We start from the raw sequence: 20,518 nt of genomic DNA, 5'->3' as shown, positions 1-20,518 counted from the left end.
CTAAGATTTATGCCATGGAACTTATGGCATAAGGTTTTCCTGCTGATGGGGAATCCATTGCGCCAAAATGGCTGCAATGGCCATTGAGAAACCGCCAAGGACGACAATACTAATCCGATCGCAACCGAAACAGGTCATCACCCAACCCAGCCCTAAAGAGGCAACAATCTCGGGGAGCACAATAAAGCAGTTGAAAATGCCCATGTAGAGGCAATTTTTTTCTGGTGGAATGGATTTAGTTAGTAGCGCATAGGGTAGTGAATGCATGCTGGCGATGGCAATGCCTACGCCAATCATCGGCAATAATAAGAATTCTGGCTGATGAATCCAGTTAATGGAGATTAATCCAATAGCACCACACAGCAGACTAAGACTGTGGGTGTGGCGTTCTCCTAACCTCGCAACAACACTATAAATACCTAGAGCGGCAACACAACACACCAGATTGTCGACTGCTAAACAAATGCCTGACCATTCAACACTTTTGGCATAAAGTGGTGTACCTGGCACAGCACCAAAAATATGATGGGCGATGGCTGGGGGCAAATAAAGGAACATGCAAAATACCCCTAGCCAGCTAAAGCATTGCACCCAAGCCAGATGTCGCATTGTGGGCGGCATGGTTGCGATCGCATCCCAAATTTGTTTGACCATACCGTCTTCAGAAGCCGAGGATGGCTTAATATCGTTTGACTCTGGTGTTGTCAGCACGGTCCACACCACGGTCCCCAAAAACACCGCTGCCCCTAAATAAAAGGACAACTTAATCGACAGCGGAATATGGCCTGCCATGGCGGCAGTATCTAACTCACTGAAGGGGTCGTTATTCAGGTGGGCTATCAACCACGGCATGGCTGATGCCAGTACTGCCCCAAGGCCACAGAGCAGACTTTGTACAATAAACCCCTGGGTTTGCTGCTCTGTGGGCACCAAGTCCGCCACAAATGAGCGAAATGGGGTCATGCTGACGTTAGCGGATGCATCTAGCAGCCAAAGCAGCCCTGCCGCTATCCATAGGCTCGATGCATTGGGCAGCAGAATTAGCGCGATCGAACTTAGGAGAGCGCCCCCTAAAAAGTAGGGTCGCCGTCGCCCGAGCGGTGTATGGGTGCGATCGCTCCAATAGCCAATCACAGGCTGTATCAACAGACCACTCATGGGCGCAGCCAGCCACAGTAGGGGGAGCTGATGAGGGGTTGCGCCCAGGGATTCAAAAATGGCGCTACCGTTGGCCATTTGCAAGCCCCAGCCAAACTGGATGCCAAGGAAGCCAAAGCTCATATTCCATAAAGCACCCAAATTGTATGGTTGATGCAACGTGGGGGAGTCTTCTGGGGAAAGAGATGCTTGAGAAACGATTTGGGTAACTTCTACCATGGCATTGCCATGGACTTAGCGGCAGATTTAATTGTGTGGTTAAACATAAACAACGTAAATTGCCACAGCCAATCAGCAAGCCATAGCGTTAGGGCAGGTTATGGACGATGTTGACAATTTTTAAGGAACAATTTTGTTTTGCTTGTACACACAATGCTGAACAAACAATGTCCAGGGGCACCAACTTAAGGCAGAACGTTCTCCCAAAGAGAGTAGTCAGGGGTCAGAAGTCAGTGCAGTACTGGATTCTGACCCCTGACTACTCTTCTAGCCAACATTTCTCAGCATAAGTTGATATCCATTCACAGAAAAATCTTTACCATAAATTGTCAATATCTATTCTAATTAAAGCCTGATTAATTATTTTGTTGCGAATATATATCTCTATGTAACGTCCTTTGAATCAGTCGTGCTTTCCCCGGAAACCGTTTCTACAATGGAATATATAAGTAGTCTTTGATATAGTGCTCTATGGCCAGCAAGACAGTCTTGACGACAACGGCAACTAAGACCGTTGGTGAGATGATGACAGCGCCTCCTTTGATGGCTACACCAGAGATGTCCCTCAAGGATGCAATTCAGCTGCTGGCTACCCATCGGATTAGTGGCTTGCCTGTGGTTGATGCTACTGGAGAAGCTGTTGGGGAGATTTCTGAAACTGATTTGATGTGGCAGGTGAGTGGTGCGTCGTTGCCCGCCTATGTCATGTTGCTGGATAGTATTGTGTATTTGACTAATCCCGCTCGCTACAGTCAAGAATTGCATAAGGCTTTAGGGCAGACTGTTGCTGATGTGATGTCTCGTAAGGTGACCGTGGTGCAGGCTGATGACGACTTGCAGCGGGCTGCTCAGCTCATGCATGACAAACAAATTCGTCGATTAGTGGTTGTTGATGATGACAGACACGTTATTGGCATTCTGACCCGTGGTGACATTGTGCGTGAACTGGCTCAGCAATACACCTAAAATGCATGTACGTATTTCACATGCATTTTTAACCTATGGGCATCTCGCCAGATCAAATAAAACAACAGCTAGCATCTGAAGATTTAGGTCAGCGGTTGCGAGCGGTCAATTTACTGCGGAATATTGATCCGGCAGTTGCGTTTGAGCTCATTCAAGCTGTCGTGAGTGACAGCAGCTCACGGGTCCGCTATGCCGCCATCAGTCAATTTTCTTCCTTAGGGAGCCAAGATAGAGACACTGCGCTTACGATATTGCGAGGAGCACTATTCCACGATCCAGAAGCGGATGTGCAAGCAGCAGCGGCAGATGCTCTTGGGGCCTTACATTTGGTGGAAGCCTATGATGATTTGGCGACCGCCTACAACAATACATCGGAATGGATTGTGCAAATGAGCATTGTTGCTTGTTTGGGAGAACTGGGTGTGGCTCGTGCTTTTGACCTGTTACAGCAGGCACTGAAGTCAGAAACCAATTTGATTGCGTTGACTGCTATTGGGGCCCTTGGTGAGCTCAAAGACCCTCGTGCAGTGCCGCTGCTGTTAGATTTTGTAGGCAGTGATGATTGGCAAGTTCGCCATCGTGTTGCCCAAGCACTCAGTCATTTTTTAGATAGCCCTCAAGCCGAGACTGTGCGTCCTGCGATGATGAGCCTAGCTGAAGACAGCTCGGAAATCGTTGCTGAGGCTGCTAAATATTATTTGCCATAAGCCGAGACTGTGCGTCCTACGATGATAAGCCTAGCTGAAGATAGCTCGGAAATCGTTGCGACTGCTAACTATTATTTTCCTTAGTTTTTGAGCGACTGACGCATCGTTGTGAGTCGCTTTAAGCCGTATCCATATATTTAAAAACTAGTAAATTTTTATTGGTGCATCTTCAATAAGAAATTAAGTAAAATTGAAAAATATCAACCGTATTTGTTCGGACTATAAAACGGGTTGTTAAATGTTACGAACAGATGCCTGGTTGAAATTACTTAGTATTAATTTGATGTGCTCCGGTTGCGACATAATTTAGCTTGAATTTCTGATGGTTAGCCCTTAATCAGAGATTAACCAGAAACTTTTTGAGACTGAGCTTTTGGGCTATAGATAACGTCCTATTGTTTATGGCATACCCCATCGTTCTTTCGCATGTTGCCAATCTTAGCTTATGGGTTAATCGCTTGCCTGGTATGCATCTTAGAACTTGCAAAGAGTAACTACAGCAAGCTAATACATATCGTTTATGTCGAAAAAAATGATTCAGTTCTAAAGGCTGAATCTAAAGCGGAAGTGAAATAAAAAATATTTTTATCTAAGCCTTAGAAAACATGAAAGTAGCAATTGGTTCGATAGTTTTTTCTGTTTTTCGGTTTGAGTTATTGCATATCTGATATATTAGATGTGTGCAAGAAGGCTTATTAATTCCCTGTAGTACGGATTGCTTACATCCATTTAAAAACTGTTTTTACTTTCGTATAGATAGTTCAAGTTTAATTTTTAAGGCTAAAGTTTGTGTTGATTTTAGGGCTGCCAGCAATATAGGCAGACTTGGTGTTGGGGATTGATTGCATGGTTAGTGCGATGACATTATCCAATGGAGTTAAGTGGGACAAACTTAGTTTTGCCTCGACTCTATATCTGTATCCAGTCATTGATACGTTATTGGAGCATGCGCCATCACAGATGCGTGATGAGCTACGTTTAGGTTTGCAAGAGGCTTTGGTCAATGCCGCAAAGCATGGCAATAGTCTGGACCCAAGTAAGCATGTTTCTGTTCAATATGCTGAGGTCCAGGGCTGTTATTGGTGGATCATCACGGACCAGGGGAATGGGTTTGAAATACCCCATGGCTGTCGTATTTGCCCTGATGACGGTTCAGATGGTGATAGCCTGGGCGACTGTGGTCGTGGTCTGTTTATCCTGCATCAAATTTTTGATCAGGTTCATTGGTCTCCTAAGGGCAATGAAGTTCACCTTTGTAAGCGTTTACGGCGTCGACCGAACTGGTTGCTCTGGTGGCAAGATTTACGGGGTGCTAAAGGCACCGTTGCCATGGGCTGAATGAGTCTGAAGCTTTTATAATTGGTATGCCTGTTATTTGGTAAGGCATGATCTGTTTGCGTCTTTGCTTGATGTAGGACATTAGCATCTATGGCCTACGAACCGCTGCATCACAAATATCGTCCTCAAACGTTTGCCCAGCTTGTTGGGCAGGGTGCGATCGCAACAACCCTTTCCAATGCCCTTCAGCAAAATCGCATTGCTCCGGCCTATCTTTTTTGTGGCCCTAGGGGAACCGGCAAAACCTCCAGTGCTCGTATTTTAGCCAAGTCACTGAACTGCTTAAGTAGTGAGGTACCTACATCTGCCCCCTGCGGTCAGTGTCAGGTCTGTCGTGAAATTACCGTTGGTGCCTCCCTAGACATTGTTGAAATCGATGCGGCTAGTAATACGGGTGTTGATAATATCCGTGAGCTGATTGAACGAGCCCAGTTTGCCCCAGTGCAGTGTCGTCATAAGTTATATGTGCTGGACGAGGTACATATGCTTAGTACAGCGGCGTTTAATGCTCTACTTAAAACCTTAGAAGAGCCCCCACCCCACGTTGTATTTGTACTAGCCACCACTGATCCCCAGCGGGTGTTACCCACGATTATTTCCCGCTGTCAACGGTTTGACTTTCGTCGCATTCCCTTAGATGCGATGGTTCAGCACTTAAATTACATTGCTCAGCAAGAGGCGATTGCCATTGCTCCTGATGCTTTGCAACTAGTAGCGCAGCTTTCCCAAGGGGGATTGCGTGATGCCGAAAGTTTGCTCGACCAGCTAGGTCTCCTCGATGGTGAAATTACCATTGAAGCGGTGTGGGATCTGGTGGGAGCCGTTTCTGAACGTGATTTGCTTGCCCTAGTCCAGGCAGTGAGTGCTGACGACGGTGCCCAAGTTCTGATTTTGGCCCGTCAATTAATGGATCGGGGCCGTGAACCTCTGATGGTGTTGCAAAGCCTGGTGGCCTTTTACCGAGATCTTTTGATTGCAAAAACCGCTGGTGAGCGCCGTGATTTAGTGGCAATTACCCCGCCTGTTTGGGCCGAGATGGTGAACTTTGCCCAGGCTTTGCCATTGCCATTGTTGCTGTCGAGTCAACAGCATCTGCGAGCTGCCGAAGTACAAGTCAAAAATACAACTCAGCCCAGGCTTTGGTTAGAAATCACTCTAATGGGCCTATTGCCCTCAGCGTTGGGGCAGGTAAATGTGGCGACACCAGTGGTGACTGCACCAGTGGTGACTGCACCAGCGGTGACTCAATCCATGGCTCAACCGTCTATGCCAAAAGCAATCAGTTCACCCCCGCCTGTGGCTGAACCACCCATTGTTGCTCAGAAGCATACACCAGAAGAAAAAGCTACTACAGTAGCCCCAACACCAGTACCTAAACCTCAAAGTGAACCGCAGAAGAATGTGGTTGCTCATGAGCCAGAGCCACAGCCAAAACCTCAGGAGGATAAGGCCGCAAAGGGCGCATCGGTTGTGAATGCTCGGCCTGCTCCTACTGACGCTCATATCCCTCAGCCTACGTCTGCTGTTAACAATTCGGTTGAACAACCTTCTGCGATGGCCGATGCCCCTGCCATGGGCAGTATCAATGATATTTGGGCCAAAATTGTGACTCAACTACAGCCCTTTGGTACAAAGGTTCTGATGCGTCAGCAAGCCAAGTTACTGACCTGTGATGGTGTAGAGGCAACGGTCGGTATTCGGTCTCAGCCGTTGATGCGCATGGCTCAAGATCGATTAAGTAATGTCGAGATTGCGTTTGAAAAAGTTTTCGGCCATAAAATCCGAGTAACGATGGTAGTTGCAGCGGAAGAGCAAGCGGCTGCCCCTGCTGCTGTACCGACATCGCCACCAACTGTGGTGCCATCAGTGTCGCCACCACCGGTTTCGCCACCACCGGTTTCGACGCCATCGCCACTCTCTAAGCCAACGCCCCATAGCGCTAGCACCACTTCTTCTCCTAGACTTGCTGATACGCCTGCGTCGCCACAACCCGCTGTGGCAGCATCTGTTACAGCGACTCCCTCTCCTCCAGCTCCGCCGCCACCCACTTCTACAGCCAGCAACGCGTCTATTGCAGCTAATGAATGGCAAGGAGAAAACGAACTGGACCGCAGTGTCAAAAGCTTTGCTCAATTCTTTAATGGCCAGATTGTTAACCTGGATGATGAGGCGACGGAAGTTCCCTCTACACCATCTGCGGAACCTGGTCCTGATGTCCCGTTTTAGAGGTCAAGCTAGTGGTGGAAGGGAATGGAGCAGAGGGGCAATAAGCCCACCACTAACCCTGAAAGGCAGCCATAGGTGACGAAGGACCATTGGGGTTGAAACCCATAATCATGGTCTGATAACAACGCATCAATCCGTCGACTTAATCGACTGCTAGGAACCGTACAGCTAAAGTTAGCAACTGTTATCGGTGAAAGGGGGGCGGCAATGACCTGTACCAAGGATTCTGCCAAGGTTAAACGATCAACCGAGTGGGTAGCCCAGTCATCGGCTCGAATTTCTCGTAGGAGTAGTAACTCCTGCCAAAGTTCATCCGTGTAAGGCAGCCAACAGGTGATACGTCGCAGCCATCCTAACCAGAAGAACCAAAACGTGTCGCGGTAGTGATAATGCGCTTTTTCATGGGCAATCACTGCCGCTAAATGTTCACTGTCAAGGGTGTCGATGAGTCCCTGGCTAATCACTAACTCCGACGACCAGAGCCCGATTTGTGCACTAAATGCGGTGTCTTCATCCATTAATCGACTGGGAGTACCCTGCACCATTTGCTGAGGATATTGCCGGATGTGGACAATGCTCTTGTGGGCTTGCCATCTCAGGTAAATCAAGATGCCCAGGCTAACGACTAAAAATAACCAGGCGGTTGTGTAACTAATCCAGCCTTCCAAGGGGCTGACTACATGACCGTGGGGACCCATGATAATAATGGCCACCGCAGTGGTTAGTAGCAAGATGGGGGATATCAGTAATAGGGATAAAACCGTTAGCCAGTGCGCATTTTGTAGACAGCGTCCAGTGAGGGCCAACCGGAGTAGGATTGCGGTTGCGATCGCACCCCCCATTAAACTCACATGCATCATGGCTATTTCTCCTGCCCCTGTTGGTTGTTTGAGCGAGCTCGTCGCGCTGCCTGAATACGTTTGGTAATGGCTTCTAGCTGGTCCAAACTATCTTGGTCAAGGGTATCTGCAAAGGCCGCCACAATATCTGGATTACTAGCTGCTAAAAACTGATGTAAACGCTCATGGGATTCCAGAATTTTGGCATTGTTGGCTGAAAGTAGGGGCTCCCAATGATAAGCCCTGCCCACCCGCCGCTTAGCAATCCAACCCTTTTTTTCGAGGCGACGTAGCACCGTAGCCACCGATGAATAGGTCAAATCCCGGTCAATATCTTCCAGAATTTGGTTATGAATTGCCGTTGCTGATGTCGTTCCCAATTGCCATAGGATATCCAAGATTTCAGTTTCGAGTGGCCCCAACGACAATCGCTTGGGGCGGTAGGCCGGAAATTTCGACATCGGCTAACTCTGAAGACACTAGTTTCCCTAACCAGTGTATCGCCCGAAGTCCGATATTCTCATTGCGGGTCTCATATTACTCACACAACTATAAACTGTGACCAAGTGTCACTTGAGATATCCAGAGTTAACTAACAGAATAGAGAAACTTAAATGCGCAGATGTGCAAATCAAGGTTGAATTTAGAGGTGGTACTTGCCACCTCTATTTTATTTTTTGTCTTCTTGTGCGACTTTGATCGCGACTGCTATAAAAAACGAGTCTAGCGATCTGAATCAAGATTTAGTGCATTGTGATCTGACTAAAGTCGTTAGCAAACCCACAGATTACGCCGCTGCATTCATCATCAAGGATGTCAGTTTCAGACAGGGTAGGCTGCCAGCCACCTAAATAACCAATAAAGCCGCCAGTTGACTGAGCCATGCGTAAATCACTGGTGGAATCCCCAATAACCATTCCCTGCCCAGGTGAGAGTCCGATGCTTTGGCACGCGGCGGGCAAAAAATCTGGTGCGCCCTTGGTAGGATGTGGGCTACTGGTACCCTGGAGCTTGTCAAAGTAGGTCTGTAGCTGATAACGATTAACAAAGTCCTCAAGATTGCTCTGGGTGTCAGCAGAAACCATGATCACGTTTAGTCCCACGTGCCTTAACCGCTGTAAAAAATCTAAAACGCCGGGGAGGAGCGGGGTGTAAGCAGCTTTAGGTGAACATTGCTGATCCGCTACTGTCAGACTGTGAATTGCCAGTTCTAATGCCTTTACCCATGGGTATCCTGCCATGGCAGCAGCAGCAGCGGTTCCAATAATAGTTTCTTGGCGACTGCCTACGGCTAATAATCCAGAAGCACTTAAACCCGTAGAGTCTATGCCCAATGCCTTGAGGGTAAGCCCATAGGCCCCTGGTAAACTTTGCTCCATCAGCTTTGCCTGGTTATAGCCCAACTGCTGAAGGTAAGCAGCCACATTGGCTAGGGTACCGTCTTTGTCTAAAAAGACAGCATCGATGTTTGTAAACTGTTTGCCGTTACAAAAGACAGTGACCACGGACTTAACTGTGACGAAATAAACAATAAAAAATGTGGGACGTTACGTCCCACATTTAGCTCAAGCAAGTGTCAGGTTACCTGAGTAGCCTTGCTATCTGAAGTAGATGGCTTTCTGCTGAAGAGAGCTAATTACTCCGCAACAGCCATTGCCGTTGCATCTTCATCGGTGTAGACGTCGTCGTCGTCGCTAGCTTCAACCTCGCCAGCAGCGGCAGCGGCTTCAGCTTCAGCCGCTTTCAACAATTGTTGACGATAGCGCTCAGCCATTTCCTCGGCTTTCTCAAACACGATGTCAGGGTTCTTGACCATATCACCGGGTTCGGGCTCAAGCTGTTTGGTGGATAGTGAAATGCGGCCACGCTCAGCATCAAGATCAATGATCATGACCTTGATCTCATCATTCACATTGAGCACCGTATTGGGCGTATCGATGTGATCATGAGAGATTTCAGAAATGTGCAACAGACCGCTGACACCACCGATATCGATAAAGGCACCGTAGGGCTTGAGACCGCGTACTGCACCAATCACCACTTCGCCCACTTGCAGACCGTTCATCTTACGCTCAACTAACGCACGACGATGGCTCAATACAAGACGGTTTCGCTCTTCATCAACTTCAAGAAACTTCAGGGGAAGAGCTTCACCGACAAGATCTTCCTTAGGTTTGCGAGTACTGATGTGGGAACCGGGGATAAATCCGCGCAGCCCTTCAATTCTTACCAAAGCTCCACCACGGTTAGTGGCAAATACATCAGAGCGAACAGTAGCGTCCTCGTTTTGTAGCTGACGTACACGCTCCCACGCTCGCATATATTCAATGCGTCGAATGGAGAGGGTTAGCTGGCCATCTTCATTTTCATCTGTCAAGATGAAAAATTCACGAGTCTCATTGGACTGAAGCACCTCATCCGCAGCTTCGACACGATTGATTGACATCTCTTGGATGGGCAAATAAGCAGCGGTTTTTGCACCAATATCAATCAAAGCGCCCCTAGGCTCGATGCTAAAAACTGTCCCAGGAACGATATCACCAGGACTGAAATGGTAATCGTACTGATCTAATAAAGCTTCAAAGTCTTCATGAGTAAAACCAATATCGGCTTGTGTCGTTTCAAGATTGACCATGCTAGATGTTTCCTACGGTTTCTCCATAATTGAGTGGACATGTTGTGCGTCTGTGTGCCGCCCCTACATTGATCCAGATTTTATCTCAGACAAGGCTAGGGCATCACTCAAAATGCGCTACCGTTAACCCTTTACTAAATAGCTCTGAGTGGTCAGACTCCTAGATAGATTGCTAATTGCTATCTAAAATGCTGACATGAACCTGAACTGGGCTCAGGACTTAGAGCCTTGCAAAGCAAGTAATACTAACACACATGAGGGCTCGACACGGAAACCCGTACCGAAAATTAGCAAACTACACAAACCTTCGCAAGACTATTTATGATAAGTGAATTTAGTCCTGCTGTCACTGACTATTAATGTATTGATGTAGGCTTATTTCTTGAGAATTGTATTTTCAAGGGGCCACATCCTACACGGTTAATGCCGAACCGTTACAATTACCGTTGGTTATGTAGGGCTGGGTTTCGGTCGTTGCTTCGTCCTCCTGTAAGTGGTTGAGGGCATCTGCAAAGTCTCGAATGCCAGTAAATTGACGATATACCGATGCAAAGCGGACATACGCAACTTCGCTTAAGGGTTGGAGCTGCTGTAAAACAAGCTCACCAATGTCTGCACTAGCAATTTCTCTGGTTGTGCGCTGCTGTAGGTCTGCTTCGATATTGTCAACGATGGTTTCTAAACGACTGGCTTCAATGCCTGTTTTTTCGCAGGCTCGAGCAATGCCTCTAAGGAGTTTGGAGCGATTAAATAATTCCCGATTGTTATTGCGCTTAACCACAGTGATGGGCACATATTCAATGCGCTCATAGGTGGTGAACCGACTATTGCACTTGAGGCACTCCCGACGACGTCGAATGCTACGGCCAGATTCTGCCGATCTCGATTCTAAGACACGATTGCTGGGATGCTGGCAAAAGGGACACTGCATAAACCACTAAACCCAAAATCAGTGAAGTGAGGGCCGCTTTAATCAGCGGCCCGCTTATTAGACCACGCTTAAAACAAAAATAGAGGCTAACTTCGCTAAATGCAAAGAAGTTAGTACCTCTATTATGTCATCCAGACTCTGTTAGGTAACAGATATGCTAGTTGCCAAGCTGGTTCAATGATTGATTTGGGCTTGGCAATCGAACATCTTTAGTCTTTTTTGATCCGGGGGGGCTCACGAAATGCGATCGCAAAAAAGAGCGTACCGATAATACAGGTGAAAATCAGAATGTAAGCAACACTTTCCATGGTTTCGTCCTACTCAATTTACAGTCAGTTCCACTGCTGTAGAAACAAGCAATGGTTGCCATTGGTTACTACCATTATTCCAAAAAAATGGCCCAGCGTAATCCATTCGCTGGGCCATTTCCTTAGCCTAAGACTCGTACTTAACGATTTGTTGCACGAGTAGTCGTGTCTCCAACCTTCTGGAAGAAGCCCCACTCAACCTGCTCCTCAGAGAGGTCGGGGTCAATACCAGCGAATACGTCGCGGTATAGAGTCCGGGAACCATGCCAGATGTGGCCAAAGAAGAACAGCAGTGCAAACACCGCGTGGCCAAAGGTAAACCAACCGCGAGGACTAGAACGGAATACACCGTCAGACTCTAGAGTCTCAAGGTCGAATTCGAAAGGTTCACCTAGTAAAGCCTTACGGGCGTAGCGCTTAACCCGAGCGGGATCCTTGATAGTTTGACCATCTAGCTCACCACCGTAGAAAGAAACGGTTACACCAGTCTGCTCAATACTGAACTGAGACTCAGCACGTCGGAACGGAATATCCGCACGAACTACACCGCTGGAGTCAGTCAAGATCACTGGGAAAGTCTCAAAGAAGTTGGGCAAACGGCGAACAGAAAGCTCACGACCCTCAGCATCTTTGAAGACAGGATGGCCAAGCCAGCTAGTTGCAATCCCGTCACCACTATCCATAGGACCTACGCGGAACAAACCGCCCTTAGCAGGGCTGTTGCCAACATAGTCATAGAAAGCGAGCTTCTCAGGAATATTCTGATAAGCTTCAGTACGGCTTAGTCCGTCAGCCATGTCGGCTTGTACACGGCGCTCAATCTCTTGTTGGTAATAACCAGAGTCCCACTGATAGCGGGTAGGGCCAAACAACTCAACAGGAGTAGTCGCGTTGCCATACCACATGGTGCCAGCCACTACGAATGCTGCAAAGAAAACAGCGGCAATACTACTGGATAGTACCGTTTCGATGTTACCCATACGCAACGCCTTATAAAGACGCTGAGGTGGGCGCACCGTCAGGTGGAATAGGCCTGCCACAATGCCGACAATACCAGCGGCAATGTGGTGAGCCACAATACCACCCGCATTGTAGGGGTTAAATCCAGCAGGACCCCATTCAGGAGCGACGGGTTGAACGTGCCCAGTGATGGCATAGGGGTCAGATACCCACATACCAGGTCCCCAGACACCGGTTAGATGGAATGCTCCGAAACCGAAGCAAAGTAAACCAGATAAGAACAGGTGAATACCGAACATCTTAGGTAAGTCCAAAGCGGGCTCACCAGTTCGGGGGTCACGGAATAGATCCAAATCCCAGAAAACCCAGTGCCAAACTGCTGCTAAGAACAGTAGGCCAGATAGCACGATGTGTGCCAGTGCAACGCCTTCAAAAGACCAGAAGCCAGGATCAACACCTGTCTCACCAGTCACACTCCAACCGCCCCAAGACCCGGTTACACCGAGGCGAGACATGAAGGGAAGAACAAACATTCCCTGACGCCACATGGGGTTCAGGGCAGGATCACTTGGGTCAAATGTAGCAAGCTCAAACAGGGCCATAGAGCCAGCCCAGCCTGCCACAAGTGCAGTATGCATTAGGTGTACAGAAATCAGTCGTCCGGGATCGTTAATAACGACTGTATGTACCCGGTACCAGGGTAGTCCCATTGACTACGCGCCTCCTCCTAGTTTGGAAATGTTAGCCGTACATTAAAATACCGATACAAACAGGCTACCAGATCCCCCCATTGACTCCAAAGGCAAGCCCCAATGAATTGCTATTTAGCAGTGAAGAAAACTGGAGATGATGGACAGATAGCCTTATGCGGTAATGAATCCAGACGATTCCCGACGGACTAATCCACTCAAATCCAAAGATTAAAGTGTATAAAGAAGTGTAACTAGAGTTCATAATCCAATGCAAGCTGAATTGCTTGGGATTGTGACACTCGCGGCATTCTCGACGTTATAGCGATTGCTTTTGGAGCCCTTCGATGCCCACTATTAAGTTTGTTAAAGAAGATGTTGAGGTCACAGCGGCGGATGGAGCGAATCTACGTCAGAAGGCGATAGATAACCGCGTTGATGTCTATACATTCACTGGCAAAATGATGAACTGCGGTGGATATGGTCAATGTGGTTTATGTGTCGTTGAAATCACTGAAGGGTTAGATAACCTATCTCCGCGTACTGCAGTGGAAGAAAAAAAACTCAAAAAACGTCCTGGTAACTGCCGCTTGGCATGTCAGACGCTGGTCAATGGACCGATTAGTGTGGTGACTAAACCGAAGAAGAAAAAGTGATGCATCGAATGCATTCAGTTGATTTATTGGGATTTAGTTAGCTTTTGAGCTAGCTGTATCGCTAACTTCAATTCACAAAGCTGTGGCTTCATTGAGTTGAACCAGAGTGATATGCTTAGCCATGTGGTTTGTTGTTGAGAGAGATAATAGCTGAGTCCTATGGAAGTTAATAATCTGGGGTTTGTAGCCAGCATCCTTTTCGTGTTTGTCCCAACCGTATTCCTGCTTATTCTTTACATTCAGACTAAAGAATAGTAGATGGGTCAACATGGCAACAGTGAGCTCAGCTTTCTGTTGATACCAAGCCGAAAGCTTTTTTGTGCAGAAGCCGATCGTCAGACTAAATGAGCATTTTTGTTTATTTATATTGCGCTTAGTCTATTGCGGACTTTTGCAGATACTTAGAGCAGATATTAAATATCTCAGGCTAGCTGTTTTAAGGCTAGGTATGGGTACTGGCCATGGCTAAGTACCCATTTTTATGGTTCCTTATACCCTGCTGTAGGCTTGCCATGCTTGCCAAAATACATAGGTGGCTAAAACGCACAGCAGGATACGAAATAATACGCTAACAACCTGTTCTGGCAGTTTGGGTAAAAAACGAGTGCTGATTTGGACGCCCACCAGACCACCTAGACCCAGGCTCAAACCAGCTCCATAGACGATATCTCCCTTAAGGCTGTTGTGGATGCAGGCAACACATGAGGTCAGAGCAATGACGGCCAAGCTATTACGGACAGCAGTTTTCATGCCGGTATTCATCAGTAATATCTGTAAGGGCACCATCACGACGCCGCCGCCCACACCGAACAAACCGGCCATAAACCCTGAGGTGCTACCGGTAATTAAACGAGCGGTAATGGGAGGGATCTGATTGGGGGGCTGGACTGTGGTCGCCACCCGCTTCTTTAAGCTAACCAGGTAGATATTGGCTAGCAGCAATATGCCAAATGCGGCTCGTCGCCAGTGTTCGGAAAGTAATTCTCCAAACTCTGTGCCTATGATGACTAGGGTGGCTGCTGGGATTGCCAACAGCACAACTTGGTTGGGCTGTAGGTAACCCATGCGCCAGTTTTGAAAACTGCCTGTGGTGGCTGTGATTAAAATAGCGAACAAACTGGTGGCAGCTGCTTGGTCTACATTGATGCCAAATAACAGCAATAAAGGCACCATCAGCACACCGCCACCAATACCCAGCAGTCCCGCTAATACCCCTGCAGCTAAGCCACCTAACGTTAACAAGACACTATGGGGAAGGGGCATGGGTGGATGAAGTAGACAATTTCAGCATTTTCCCACAGTTGTTGGGATGATGAATGCCTAGGTCATGCAGAGAAAATATAATTATGGTAGGGGTCCCAACGGCTATTTACTGACCCTGGGGCCGTATCGCTTAGGACTGGTTCAGGATCGGCTCTAGGTTAATGTACTGCTCAACGGTATTGGCCAGTTCGTTTAGCGTAGAATCCCGCTGGTCGCGGTAATTAGCAATGCCAGTGGGTAAAGACCCCAAGCCCCGCTGCTGTCTGAGGCGATTTAGCCAGGCTCGTCGCCAGGGTCCATTATCAAAAATACCGTGTAAGTAAGTGCCCCACAGGGATTCAGTCTCGTCGACGATACCCAGACTGCGATCGTCGAAAATGGGCTGGAACTTAGGCCCTGGTTCACCACCTTCAGGGGTCATCACTAGCTGAGTACGCCCGTGGTGAATCTCATAGCCATTGACGGGTAAGCCTTCTTGGGGGTACTTCGAGCTTACAGACCGCTGACGTGCCACTTTGTTTTGGGTAATCACTGTGCGCAAAGGCAGAATGCTCAGACCCCTAAAGCGGCCTTCTTGACCTTCTAGACCTTCTGGGTCAGCTAGCATTTGTCCCATTAGCTGGAAGCCACCGCAAATACCGAGGACTGTGCCTCCTGCTGCTGCGTAGTTTTGAATTGCCTCAGCCATGCCGGTGCGTTGCAAAATCAGCAAGTCAGCAATGGCTGTTTTGGTTCCTGGCAAAATCACAGCGTCGGGATGTCCCAAATCATCCTTAGGACTGAGATACCTGACATTAACTGAGGGTTCAGCCTCTAGAGGATCAAAATCTGTGAAGTTAGAAATCCTGGGTAGGCGAATAACCGCGATATTGAGTTCGGCGGATTGTTTTTCCACAGGGCGGTCCATGAGGGAAACGGAGTTTTCTCTAGGGGACGCGCTTTCAATCCAGGGGATCACACCCAGAACTGGAATGCCTGTGCGCTTTTCTATCCAATCAATGCCCGGCTGAAGCAGACTCTTTTGACCGCGAAACTTATTGATAACGATGCCTTTGACCAGCTCACGTTCATCGGGCTCTAGTAGCTCAAGGGTGCCGACGATATGGGCAAAGGCTCCACCCCGATCAATGTCAGTAACCAATATGGTCGGAGCTTTTAGGGCTTTGGCCACTCGCATATTAGCGAGATCTCGCTGTTTGATATTGATTTCGGCCGGGTTGCCGTCTCCTTCACAAATCAGTAGGTCAAATTCTTGGCCCAAGCGCGCCAGGCTTTCTTGTACTGCTTGCCAACCGGTTTCAAAATAAGTCTCGTAATAGTGGGTCGGCGTGGTTTGGCCAACGGGACGACCTTTGATGATGACCTGAGATGCTTGGCCGTTTTGAGGTTTTAGCAGGACTGGATTCATTTCGGCCTGCGGAGAGACACCTGCTGCCCAGGCTTGTACTGCTTGGGGATAACCGATTTCAGCGCCGTTAGCGGTGACGTAGGTGTTAGGGGCGGTATTGTGTCCCTTGAAGGGAGCTACTCGCCAGCCACGACGGCTCAACATACGACAAAGTGCTGTGACGAGTAGAGATTTCCCTGCGTGGGAGGTAGTACCCACTACCATAATGGCCTTCATGCTAGAGCGTCTCCCGGTTTAATTGAATTTTTAGTGATTGCAATATTGAGTTGAGATAGATAACTGAAATAACGGCTTTTCGATACAAGGTTTGGGAATTGTGATGTATAAGACTAGAAACTTGAATAAGTAAGGTGAGTAGTGAATCCTGAAACTTAACGTGTTGGCAGGCTGCTGTGGTTTGGGTAAAGCTTAACAGCAGTTGTGTTGAGGATGCTCATCACCTGCTGATAGGTCAGTTGGTGGTTAACCATCCGCACTATTGCTTAAACTTACCCAAACTTCATTACTTAGACATCGTCACTTTTGCGCACTGTCGCAGCTGTAGACGATAGTCTCAAAATTTACCTGGCTACGATAGCCAAGTCGGTAGTCTTAACCAACGGTTTCTGGCATTGAGTAAATAATCCAGGGGGCTCCCAGTGGAATCCGGACGACCTGCTGCTTCCCATTGTTCTACAAGTTGGCGGCCAATGGGTGTCAGACGAAAGCTGTCGGTCAAGCCTTGGCCATCGACTTCGCGACGGACGATGCCGACGGTTATTAACCAGCCCAGATGATTGTCGGCGGCTACTTCGGAGAGGGGCTGGCGTGTGTAACCGCTGAGCATGCCACGTGCGTCCATAATGGCACGTAGGGGAACGCTTTGCGATCGCATCGTCGCTAGCAGCTTCATATAAAACGGGGCACAGCGCACAGCTCGCTTGGCGCGAGTCAGGGTTTTGGGGGAGAGGGGCAGAGATGTCGAAGTCATGGGCAAATCGTCAATTGGCAGTAGGCAATGGGGGGGCAGATATTGGGTAGGGTGGGCAGCGCCCACCCTACTACGCAATTATTCTTCTTCGGTCTCAATAGTTGCGGTACCCATAGTTTCTTCAGTATCCCTGTTTAACCCATTCGCTGCATCTCCCGCTTCATTAACTGGGAAACGATTGAGCAGGTGGGCTGCCTGGCGAGCGGTTGATTTAACAGTGCTGGGCAAAAATGGTACGTGGGGAATTTGGGCCAATATATCGAGGGTGCGCCGCAGAATTCGAACGACATCCCCTTCGTCAAGACTGGTGTTTTGGCAAAGCTCATTCCATTCGGTTTCTAACGCCCATGTTTCCACCAGCGCAATGAGATTCCATTCCAGGGATACTGGCAGGGTGACCTGGTAGCGCCGCTGCTGCTGAAATATTTGACGCCGTGTGGAACGCAGACCTTCTAAGGCTGCTGTCACAGCATGAGATGTGCGGTATCGGGTCCAGGTATCGGGGCGGGTGATTTCGGTGACAATGGCTGCGCAAGCAGCGGCAAACTGATGGGGCGGCAGATGATCAAATTCACCAGAGCCCAGGGCCAAGGCTATCCACAGCTCATTTTCTCCTCGAATCGCGGCGGCCATTTTGCCAAAATTGGTCGGCTGGTTATTTTCTAAACCGCCAAAATTTTCAAGAATGGCCATCAGATTGAGGAATTCTTGCCAATAGCGACCTGCATATTTGTTGTATTTGGCTTTGCGATCGCTCAGCTCAGCTTCCAGGGTTGAAAGCCGCTGTTGCTTTTTCAATAGGGTTTTGGGCTTGCCAAATTGATTGAGGGGATGACTGTCTAACTTGGCCTCTACAGAGAGCATGCGATCGCGCTGTTCTTTGACCTCCGGTGCGAGCTCATCCAATGTCGGTAACTCTTGGGGAACAGCTTGAGCTACCGCAGCCGTAGTTTCATCGCCAGGGCATTTGTTGCCCGCTTTCATGGTGAGAGCATCAGGTGGAATCAGGTGATCCACCGCAGCGATGCGCTCATATTTTTCATACAGCGCAAAAACATCGCGGGGAGCTGCCATGAGCCATTGGTTATCACCGGTCAGACATACTAGATAGGGCACCTTGTTTGGCCCCTGTAATTTAGTGACCAATACCGCTGGTATCGGGTTGGCGACGGGGATATGTTTTCCCTTGAGGGATAGAACTGTGCCTGCGATCGCAAAGTTGATCACCGTGTGTAGATCGCCAGTCAATGTTTCCGTGGCCTGCTGATCCAAAATTTTCAGCAGTCGACGTTCCTCCCGCAGGTGTTCCTTTAATTTGGCATATTCGGCAATTTGCCCATCGCCAACGGCTGCCAACTGTTCACGAATCAGCTCAATATTATGCTCTACATCATTAATGGCCTGTTGTTGGGGCGTCAGATGCAGGGTGGAAAGATATTGACCAAAACTGCGTTCGACTAGATCGCGGGTCTCCTCCAGGGAATGGGTTTGGAGTAAATTCAGCACCATGCCATAGCTAGGGGTGAACTGACTGACCAGTGGGTCTGGTTTAGCCAGGGCTAAATAGCCAGCTTCCCTGGCCCCCTCAAAGGGAGTTTCTACGGTAACCACATGGCCTTCTACATCCATGCCCCGTCGCCCTGCCCGTCCTGCCATTTGCAAAAATTCTGAGGCATGGAGCAGCCGATGACCGCTATCGGTGCGCTTTGACAAACTAGAAATCACTGTGGTGCGCGCAGGCATATTGATGCCTGCTGCCAGGGTCTCGGTGGCAAAAACAACCTTGATCAACCCCGCCTGGAAGAGTTCTTCCACCAGACCTTTCCACGCAGGCAAAAGGCCTGCATGGTGAGCGGCAACTCCTCGATAAAGCGGTTCTACCTGGCCCGCCCGAGCCGCTTCCGGATTAGCAGTTAAGAATTCATCAATCCGCTGTTTGAGAGCTCGGGTTTCTAAAGGGTTAACCAAAGAAAGGCTACTAATGCTCTGTACCGCCTTGTCACATCCTTTACGGCTAAAAATAAAGAAAATGGCTGGCAGCATCTCCTTTTGCTGGAGCTGGGCAACCAGAAATTCATTGCCAGCAGTCATGGCCTTTTTCTTTTGCCCCTTCTGGCGGCGAGGGGGCTTGCGATGTTTTTTAAGCCGATCGTGGAGAGCCGTTTTCTTGCTATTTAGGAGTGGAAAGATGCCTTTACCCGTTCCAAAATGCATATTGAGGGGAACAGGGCGAAAGTCAGAATAAATCAGCTGACTGGGGCCATGAATCTTCCCAATCCAGTCGGTTAGCTGATCGCCATTGGCTACGGTGGCTGACAGCCCCACCAGTTGAATTTCTGGGGGGCAATAAATAATCGACTCTTCCCAGACAGTGCCACGTTGGCGATCGTTCATATAGTGGCATTCGTCCAGAATTACCGCCTGCACATCCTGAACGGCATCCCCAACTTCTCCCATGGTGGTGCCATAGAGCATGTTGCGAAAGATCTCCGTGGTCATCACCAGAATGGGGGCATCCCGATTGATGGACATATCCCCTGTGAGTAGACCCACCTGGTTATGGCCGAACTGCTCACGAAAATCCCGCAGTTTTTGATTCGACAGAGCCTTGAGCGGTGTGGTGTAAAACACCCGTCTATTGAAGTGAATCGCTCGGTGGATTGCATATTCACCCACCAAGGTTTTACCGGAGCCAGTGGGGGCACAGACGATTACGGACTGTCCTTTATTAAGCGCCTCAATAGCGTCGATTTGAAACGGATCGAGCTGAAACGGAAATAAATTTTCAGGTGCTAGGACCAAAACCTGGAAAGACCTTTACGTAATTGGGGAGTTTGACCACCTCATTGTGCCAGAGGAGTGTGGATGTTGGGAGAATTAATAGTAGGTATAGAGTTTAAGGCAAAATGTTTGTCAAAAGATAGGGGGCAAGAATTTAGGGGGCAATATCTCCTGATTCCCTGCACCTCCACCTAACCCAGATTTCTAAACTATAAGTTGATATCCATGATATGTGCCTGGTATCTAAACGAATTAGATAAATCCATGATGAAGAAATAGACAACCACTTTAATCACTAAGACTTGAGCCGCCTGATGTTGTCATCGGACAGCTTTCCTGCTGCCAAGTTTTTGAATCATTAGGGAACTTGGGCGGGTGACCTCCGATATGGCGGGGTTGCCACAAGGCGCAGCCCCTACGAGATTAGGCGCAGCCCCTACAAGATTGTCGATGAAAGACGATTC

The 20,518-nt window shown here is 48.5% G+C and carries 18 protein-coding genes; 6 read left to right on the top strand and 12 right to left on the bottom strand.

Annotation, left to right across the window (positions count from 1 at the left end; all coding sequences use genetic code 11):
• Positions 1-21: 21 nt before the first annotated feature.
• Complete coding sequence (locus QGP82_RS18135; RefSeq protein WP_499060573.1) at positions 22-1,377, bottom strand: MFS transporter; 1,356 nt, start codon at positions 1,375-1,377, stop codon at positions 22-24.
• Between the two features lie 471 nt (positions 1,378-1,848).
• On the opposite strand from QGP82_RS18135, the gene QGP82_RS18130 reads away from it, so the two are divergent.
• The 4 genes from QGP82_RS18130 to QGP82_RS18115 all read left to right on the top strand — a co-directional run bounded on the left by QGP82_RS18130 (position 1,849) and on the right by QGP82_RS18115 (position 6,614).
• A complete protein-coding gene (locus QGP82_RS18130) occupies positions 1,849-2,343 on the top strand; it encodes a CBS domain-containing protein (RefSeq protein WP_499060572.1) in 495 nt (164 codons plus the stop codon).
• A 35-nt stretch (positions 2,344-2,378) separates the two neighbouring features.
• Positions 2,379-3,050: a phycobilisome degradation protein NblB gene (gene nblB, locus QGP82_RS18125; protein WP_163662873.1), complete on the top strand. Its 672-nt coding sequence runs from the start codon at positions 2,379-2,381 to the stop codon at positions 3,048-3,050.
• A gap of 846 nt (positions 3,051-3,896) precedes the next feature.
• Positions 3,897-4,388 (top strand): ATP-binding protein, encoded by a 492-nt coding sequence (locus QGP82_RS18120; protein WP_499060571.1) that lies wholly within the window; start codon positions 3,897-3,899, stop codon positions 4,386-4,388.
• A gap of 90 nt (positions 4,389-4,478) precedes the next feature.
• Positions 4,479-6,614: a DNA polymerase III subunit gamma/tau gene (locus tag QGP82_RS18115; protein ID WP_499060570.1), complete on the top strand. Its 2,136-nt coding sequence runs from the start codon at positions 4,479-4,481 to the stop codon at positions 6,612-6,614.
• Positions 6,615-6,622: 8 nt separating this feature from the next.
• Here the strand turns inward: QGP82_RS18115 and QGP82_RS18110 are convergent, their stop codons facing one another.
• From QGP82_RS18110 to psbB, 7 genes are all read right to left on the bottom strand, one after another.
• Entirely contained in the window at positions 6,623-7,474 is an 852-nt protein-coding gene (locus QGP82_RS18110) for a M56 family metallopeptidase (protein WP_163662865.1), read from the bottom strand.
• Between the two features lie 2 nt (positions 7,475-7,476).
• On the bottom strand, positions 7,477-7,914 hold the full coding sequence (locus tag QGP82_RS18105; RefSeq protein WP_006516457.1) for a BlaI/MecI/CopY family transcriptional regulator: 438 nt from the start codon (positions 7,912-7,914) through the stop codon (positions 7,477-7,479).
• Positions 7,915-8,196: 282 nt separating this feature from the next.
• Positions 8,197-8,958: an HAD family hydrolase gene (locus tag QGP82_RS18100; RefSeq protein ID WP_499060569.1), complete on the bottom strand. Its 762-nt coding sequence runs from the start codon at positions 8,956-8,958 to the stop codon at positions 8,197-8,199.
• A gap of 131 nt (positions 8,959-9,089) precedes the next feature.
• On the bottom strand, positions 9,090-10,088 hold the full coding sequence (locus QGP82_RS18095; protein ID WP_163662857.1) for a 30S ribosomal protein S1: 999 nt from the start codon (positions 10,086-10,088) through the stop codon (positions 9,090-9,092).
• Between the two features lie 412 nt (positions 10,089-10,500).
• Entirely contained in the window at positions 10,501-11,019 is a 519-nt protein-coding gene (gene nrdR, locus QGP82_RS18090; RefSeq protein ID WP_499060568.1) for a transcriptional regulator NrdR, read from the bottom strand.
• Between the two features lie 209 nt (positions 11,020-11,228).
• Entirely contained in the window at positions 11,229-11,327 is a 99-nt protein-coding gene (locus QGP82_RS18085) for a photosystem II reaction center protein T (protein WP_006516453.1), read from the bottom strand.
• A gap of 140 nt (positions 11,328-11,467) precedes the next feature.
• Positions 11,468-12,997, bottom strand: coding sequence for a photosystem II chlorophyll-binding protein CP47 (gene psbB / locus QGP82_RS18080; RefSeq protein ID WP_163662852.1), 1,530 nt, complete (start codon positions 12,995-12,997; stop codon positions 11,468-11,470).
• A 326-nt stretch (positions 12,998-13,323) separates the two neighbouring features.
• Here psbB and QGP82_RS18075 point away from each other — a divergent pair, with 326 nt between their 5' ends.
• Together QGP82_RS18075 and psbM are read left to right on the top strand one after the other, a co-directional pair.
• Complete coding sequence (locus tag QGP82_RS18075; RefSeq protein WP_163662849.1) at positions 13,324-13,632, top strand: 2Fe-2S iron-sulfur cluster-binding protein; 309 nt, start codon at positions 13,324-13,326, stop codon at positions 13,630-13,632.
• Between the two features lie 159 nt (positions 13,633-13,791).
• A complete protein-coding gene (gene psbM / locus QGP82_RS18070) occupies positions 13,792-13,887 on the top strand; it encodes a photosystem II reaction center protein PsbM (protein WP_006516450.1) in 96 nt (31 codons plus the stop codon).
• 234 nt (positions 13,888-14,121) lie between these two features.
• Here psbM and QGP82_RS18065 read toward each other — a convergent pair whose 3' ends face one another.
• From QGP82_RS18065 to QGP82_RS18050, 4 genes are all read right to left on the bottom strand, one after another.
• Positions 14,122-14,895 carry a sulfite exporter TauE/SafE family protein gene (locus QGP82_RS18065; protein WP_499060567.1) on the bottom strand — a complete coding sequence of 258 codons (774 nt, stop codon included), beginning with the start codon at positions 14,893-14,895 and terminating at the stop codon, positions 14,122-14,124.
• A 130-nt stretch (positions 14,896-15,025) separates the two neighbouring features.
• Positions 15,026-16,519, bottom strand: coding sequence for a cobyric acid synthase CobQ (cobQ, locus tag QGP82_RS18060; RefSeq protein ID WP_163662843.1), 1,494 nt, complete (start codon positions 16,517-16,519; stop codon positions 15,026-15,028).
• 352 nt (positions 16,520-16,871) lie between these two features.
• Positions 16,872-17,273, bottom strand: a complete 402-nt coding sequence (locus tag QGP82_RS18055) for an Npun_F0494 family protein (protein ID WP_163662840.1) — start codon at positions 17,271-17,273, stop codon at positions 16,872-16,874.
• A 78-nt stretch (positions 17,274-17,351) separates the two neighbouring features.
• On the bottom strand, positions 17,352-20,075 hold the full coding sequence (locus QGP82_RS18050) for a DEAD/DEAH box helicase (RefSeq protein ID WP_499060566.1): 2,724 nt from the start codon (positions 20,073-20,075) through the stop codon (positions 17,352-17,354).
• Positions 20,076-20,518 lie beyond the last annotated feature (443 nt).

This window comes from Leptothoe sp. LEGE 181152, from assembly GCF_032906605.1.
Lineage (GTDB): Bacteria > Cyanobacteriota > Cyanobacteriia > Phormidesmidales > Phormidesmidaceae > Leptothoe > Leptothoe turfae.
This window is presented reverse-complemented; position numbering and strand designations above follow the sequence as displayed.

Coding starts and splice junctions, on each gene's coding strand:
- QGP82_RS18135 (WP_499060573.1), bottom strand. CDS start 1,377: ATGGTAGAAGTTACCCAAATCGTTTCTCAAGCATCTCTTTCCCCAGAA.
- QGP82_RS18130 (WP_499060572.1), top strand. CDS start 1,849: ATGGCCAGCAAGACAGTCTTGACGACAACGGCAACTAAGACCGTTGGT.
- nblB (WP_163662873.1), top strand. CDS start 2,379: ATGGGCATCTCGCCAGATCAAATAAAACAACAGCTAGCATCTGAAGAT.
- QGP82_RS18120 (WP_499060571.1), top strand. CDS start 3,897: ATGGTTAGTGCGATGACATTATCCAATGGAGTTAAGTGGGACAAACTT.
- QGP82_RS18115 (WP_499060570.1), top strand. CDS start 4,479: ATGGCCTACGAACCGCTGCATCACAAATATCGTCCTCAAACGTTTGCC.
- QGP82_RS18110 (WP_163662865.1), bottom strand. CDS start 7,474: ATGATGCATGTGAGTTTAATGGGGGGTGCGATCGCAACCGCAATCCTA.
- QGP82_RS18105 (WP_006516457.1), bottom strand. CDS start 7,914: ATGTCGAAATTTCCGGCCTACCGCCCCAAGCGATTGTCGTTGGGGCCA.
- QGP82_RS18095 (WP_163662857.1), bottom strand. CDS start 10,088: ATGGTCAATCTTGAAACGACACAAGCCGATATTGGTTTTACTCATGAA.
- nrdR (WP_499060568.1), bottom strand. CDS start 11,019: ATGCAGTGTCCCTTTTGCCAGCATCCCAGCAATCGTGTCTTAGAATCG.
- QGP82_RS18085 (WP_006516453.1), bottom strand. CDS start 11,327: ATGGAAAGTGTTGCTTACATTCTGATTTTCACCTGTATTATCGGTACG.
- psbB (WP_163662852.1), bottom strand. CDS start 12,997: ATGGGACTACCCTGGTACCGGGTACATACAGTCGTTATTAACGATCCC.
- QGP82_RS18075 (WP_163662849.1), top strand. CDS start 13,324: ATGCCCACTATTAAGTTTGTTAAAGAAGATGTTGAGGTCACAGCGGCG.
- psbM (WP_006516450.1), top strand. CDS start 13,792: ATGGAAGTTAATAATCTGGGGTTTGTAGCCAGCATCCTTTTCGTGTTT.
- QGP82_RS18065 (WP_499060567.1), bottom strand. CDS start 14,895: ATGCCCCTTCCCCATAGTGTCTTGTTAACGTTAGGTGGCTTAGCTGCA.
- cobQ (WP_163662843.1), bottom strand. CDS start 16,519: ATGAAGGCCATTATGGTAGTGGGTACTACCTCCCACGCAGGGAAATCT.
- QGP82_RS18055 (WP_163662840.1), bottom strand. CDS start 17,273: ATGACTTCGACATCTCTGCCCCTCTCCCCCAAAACCCTGACTCGCGCC.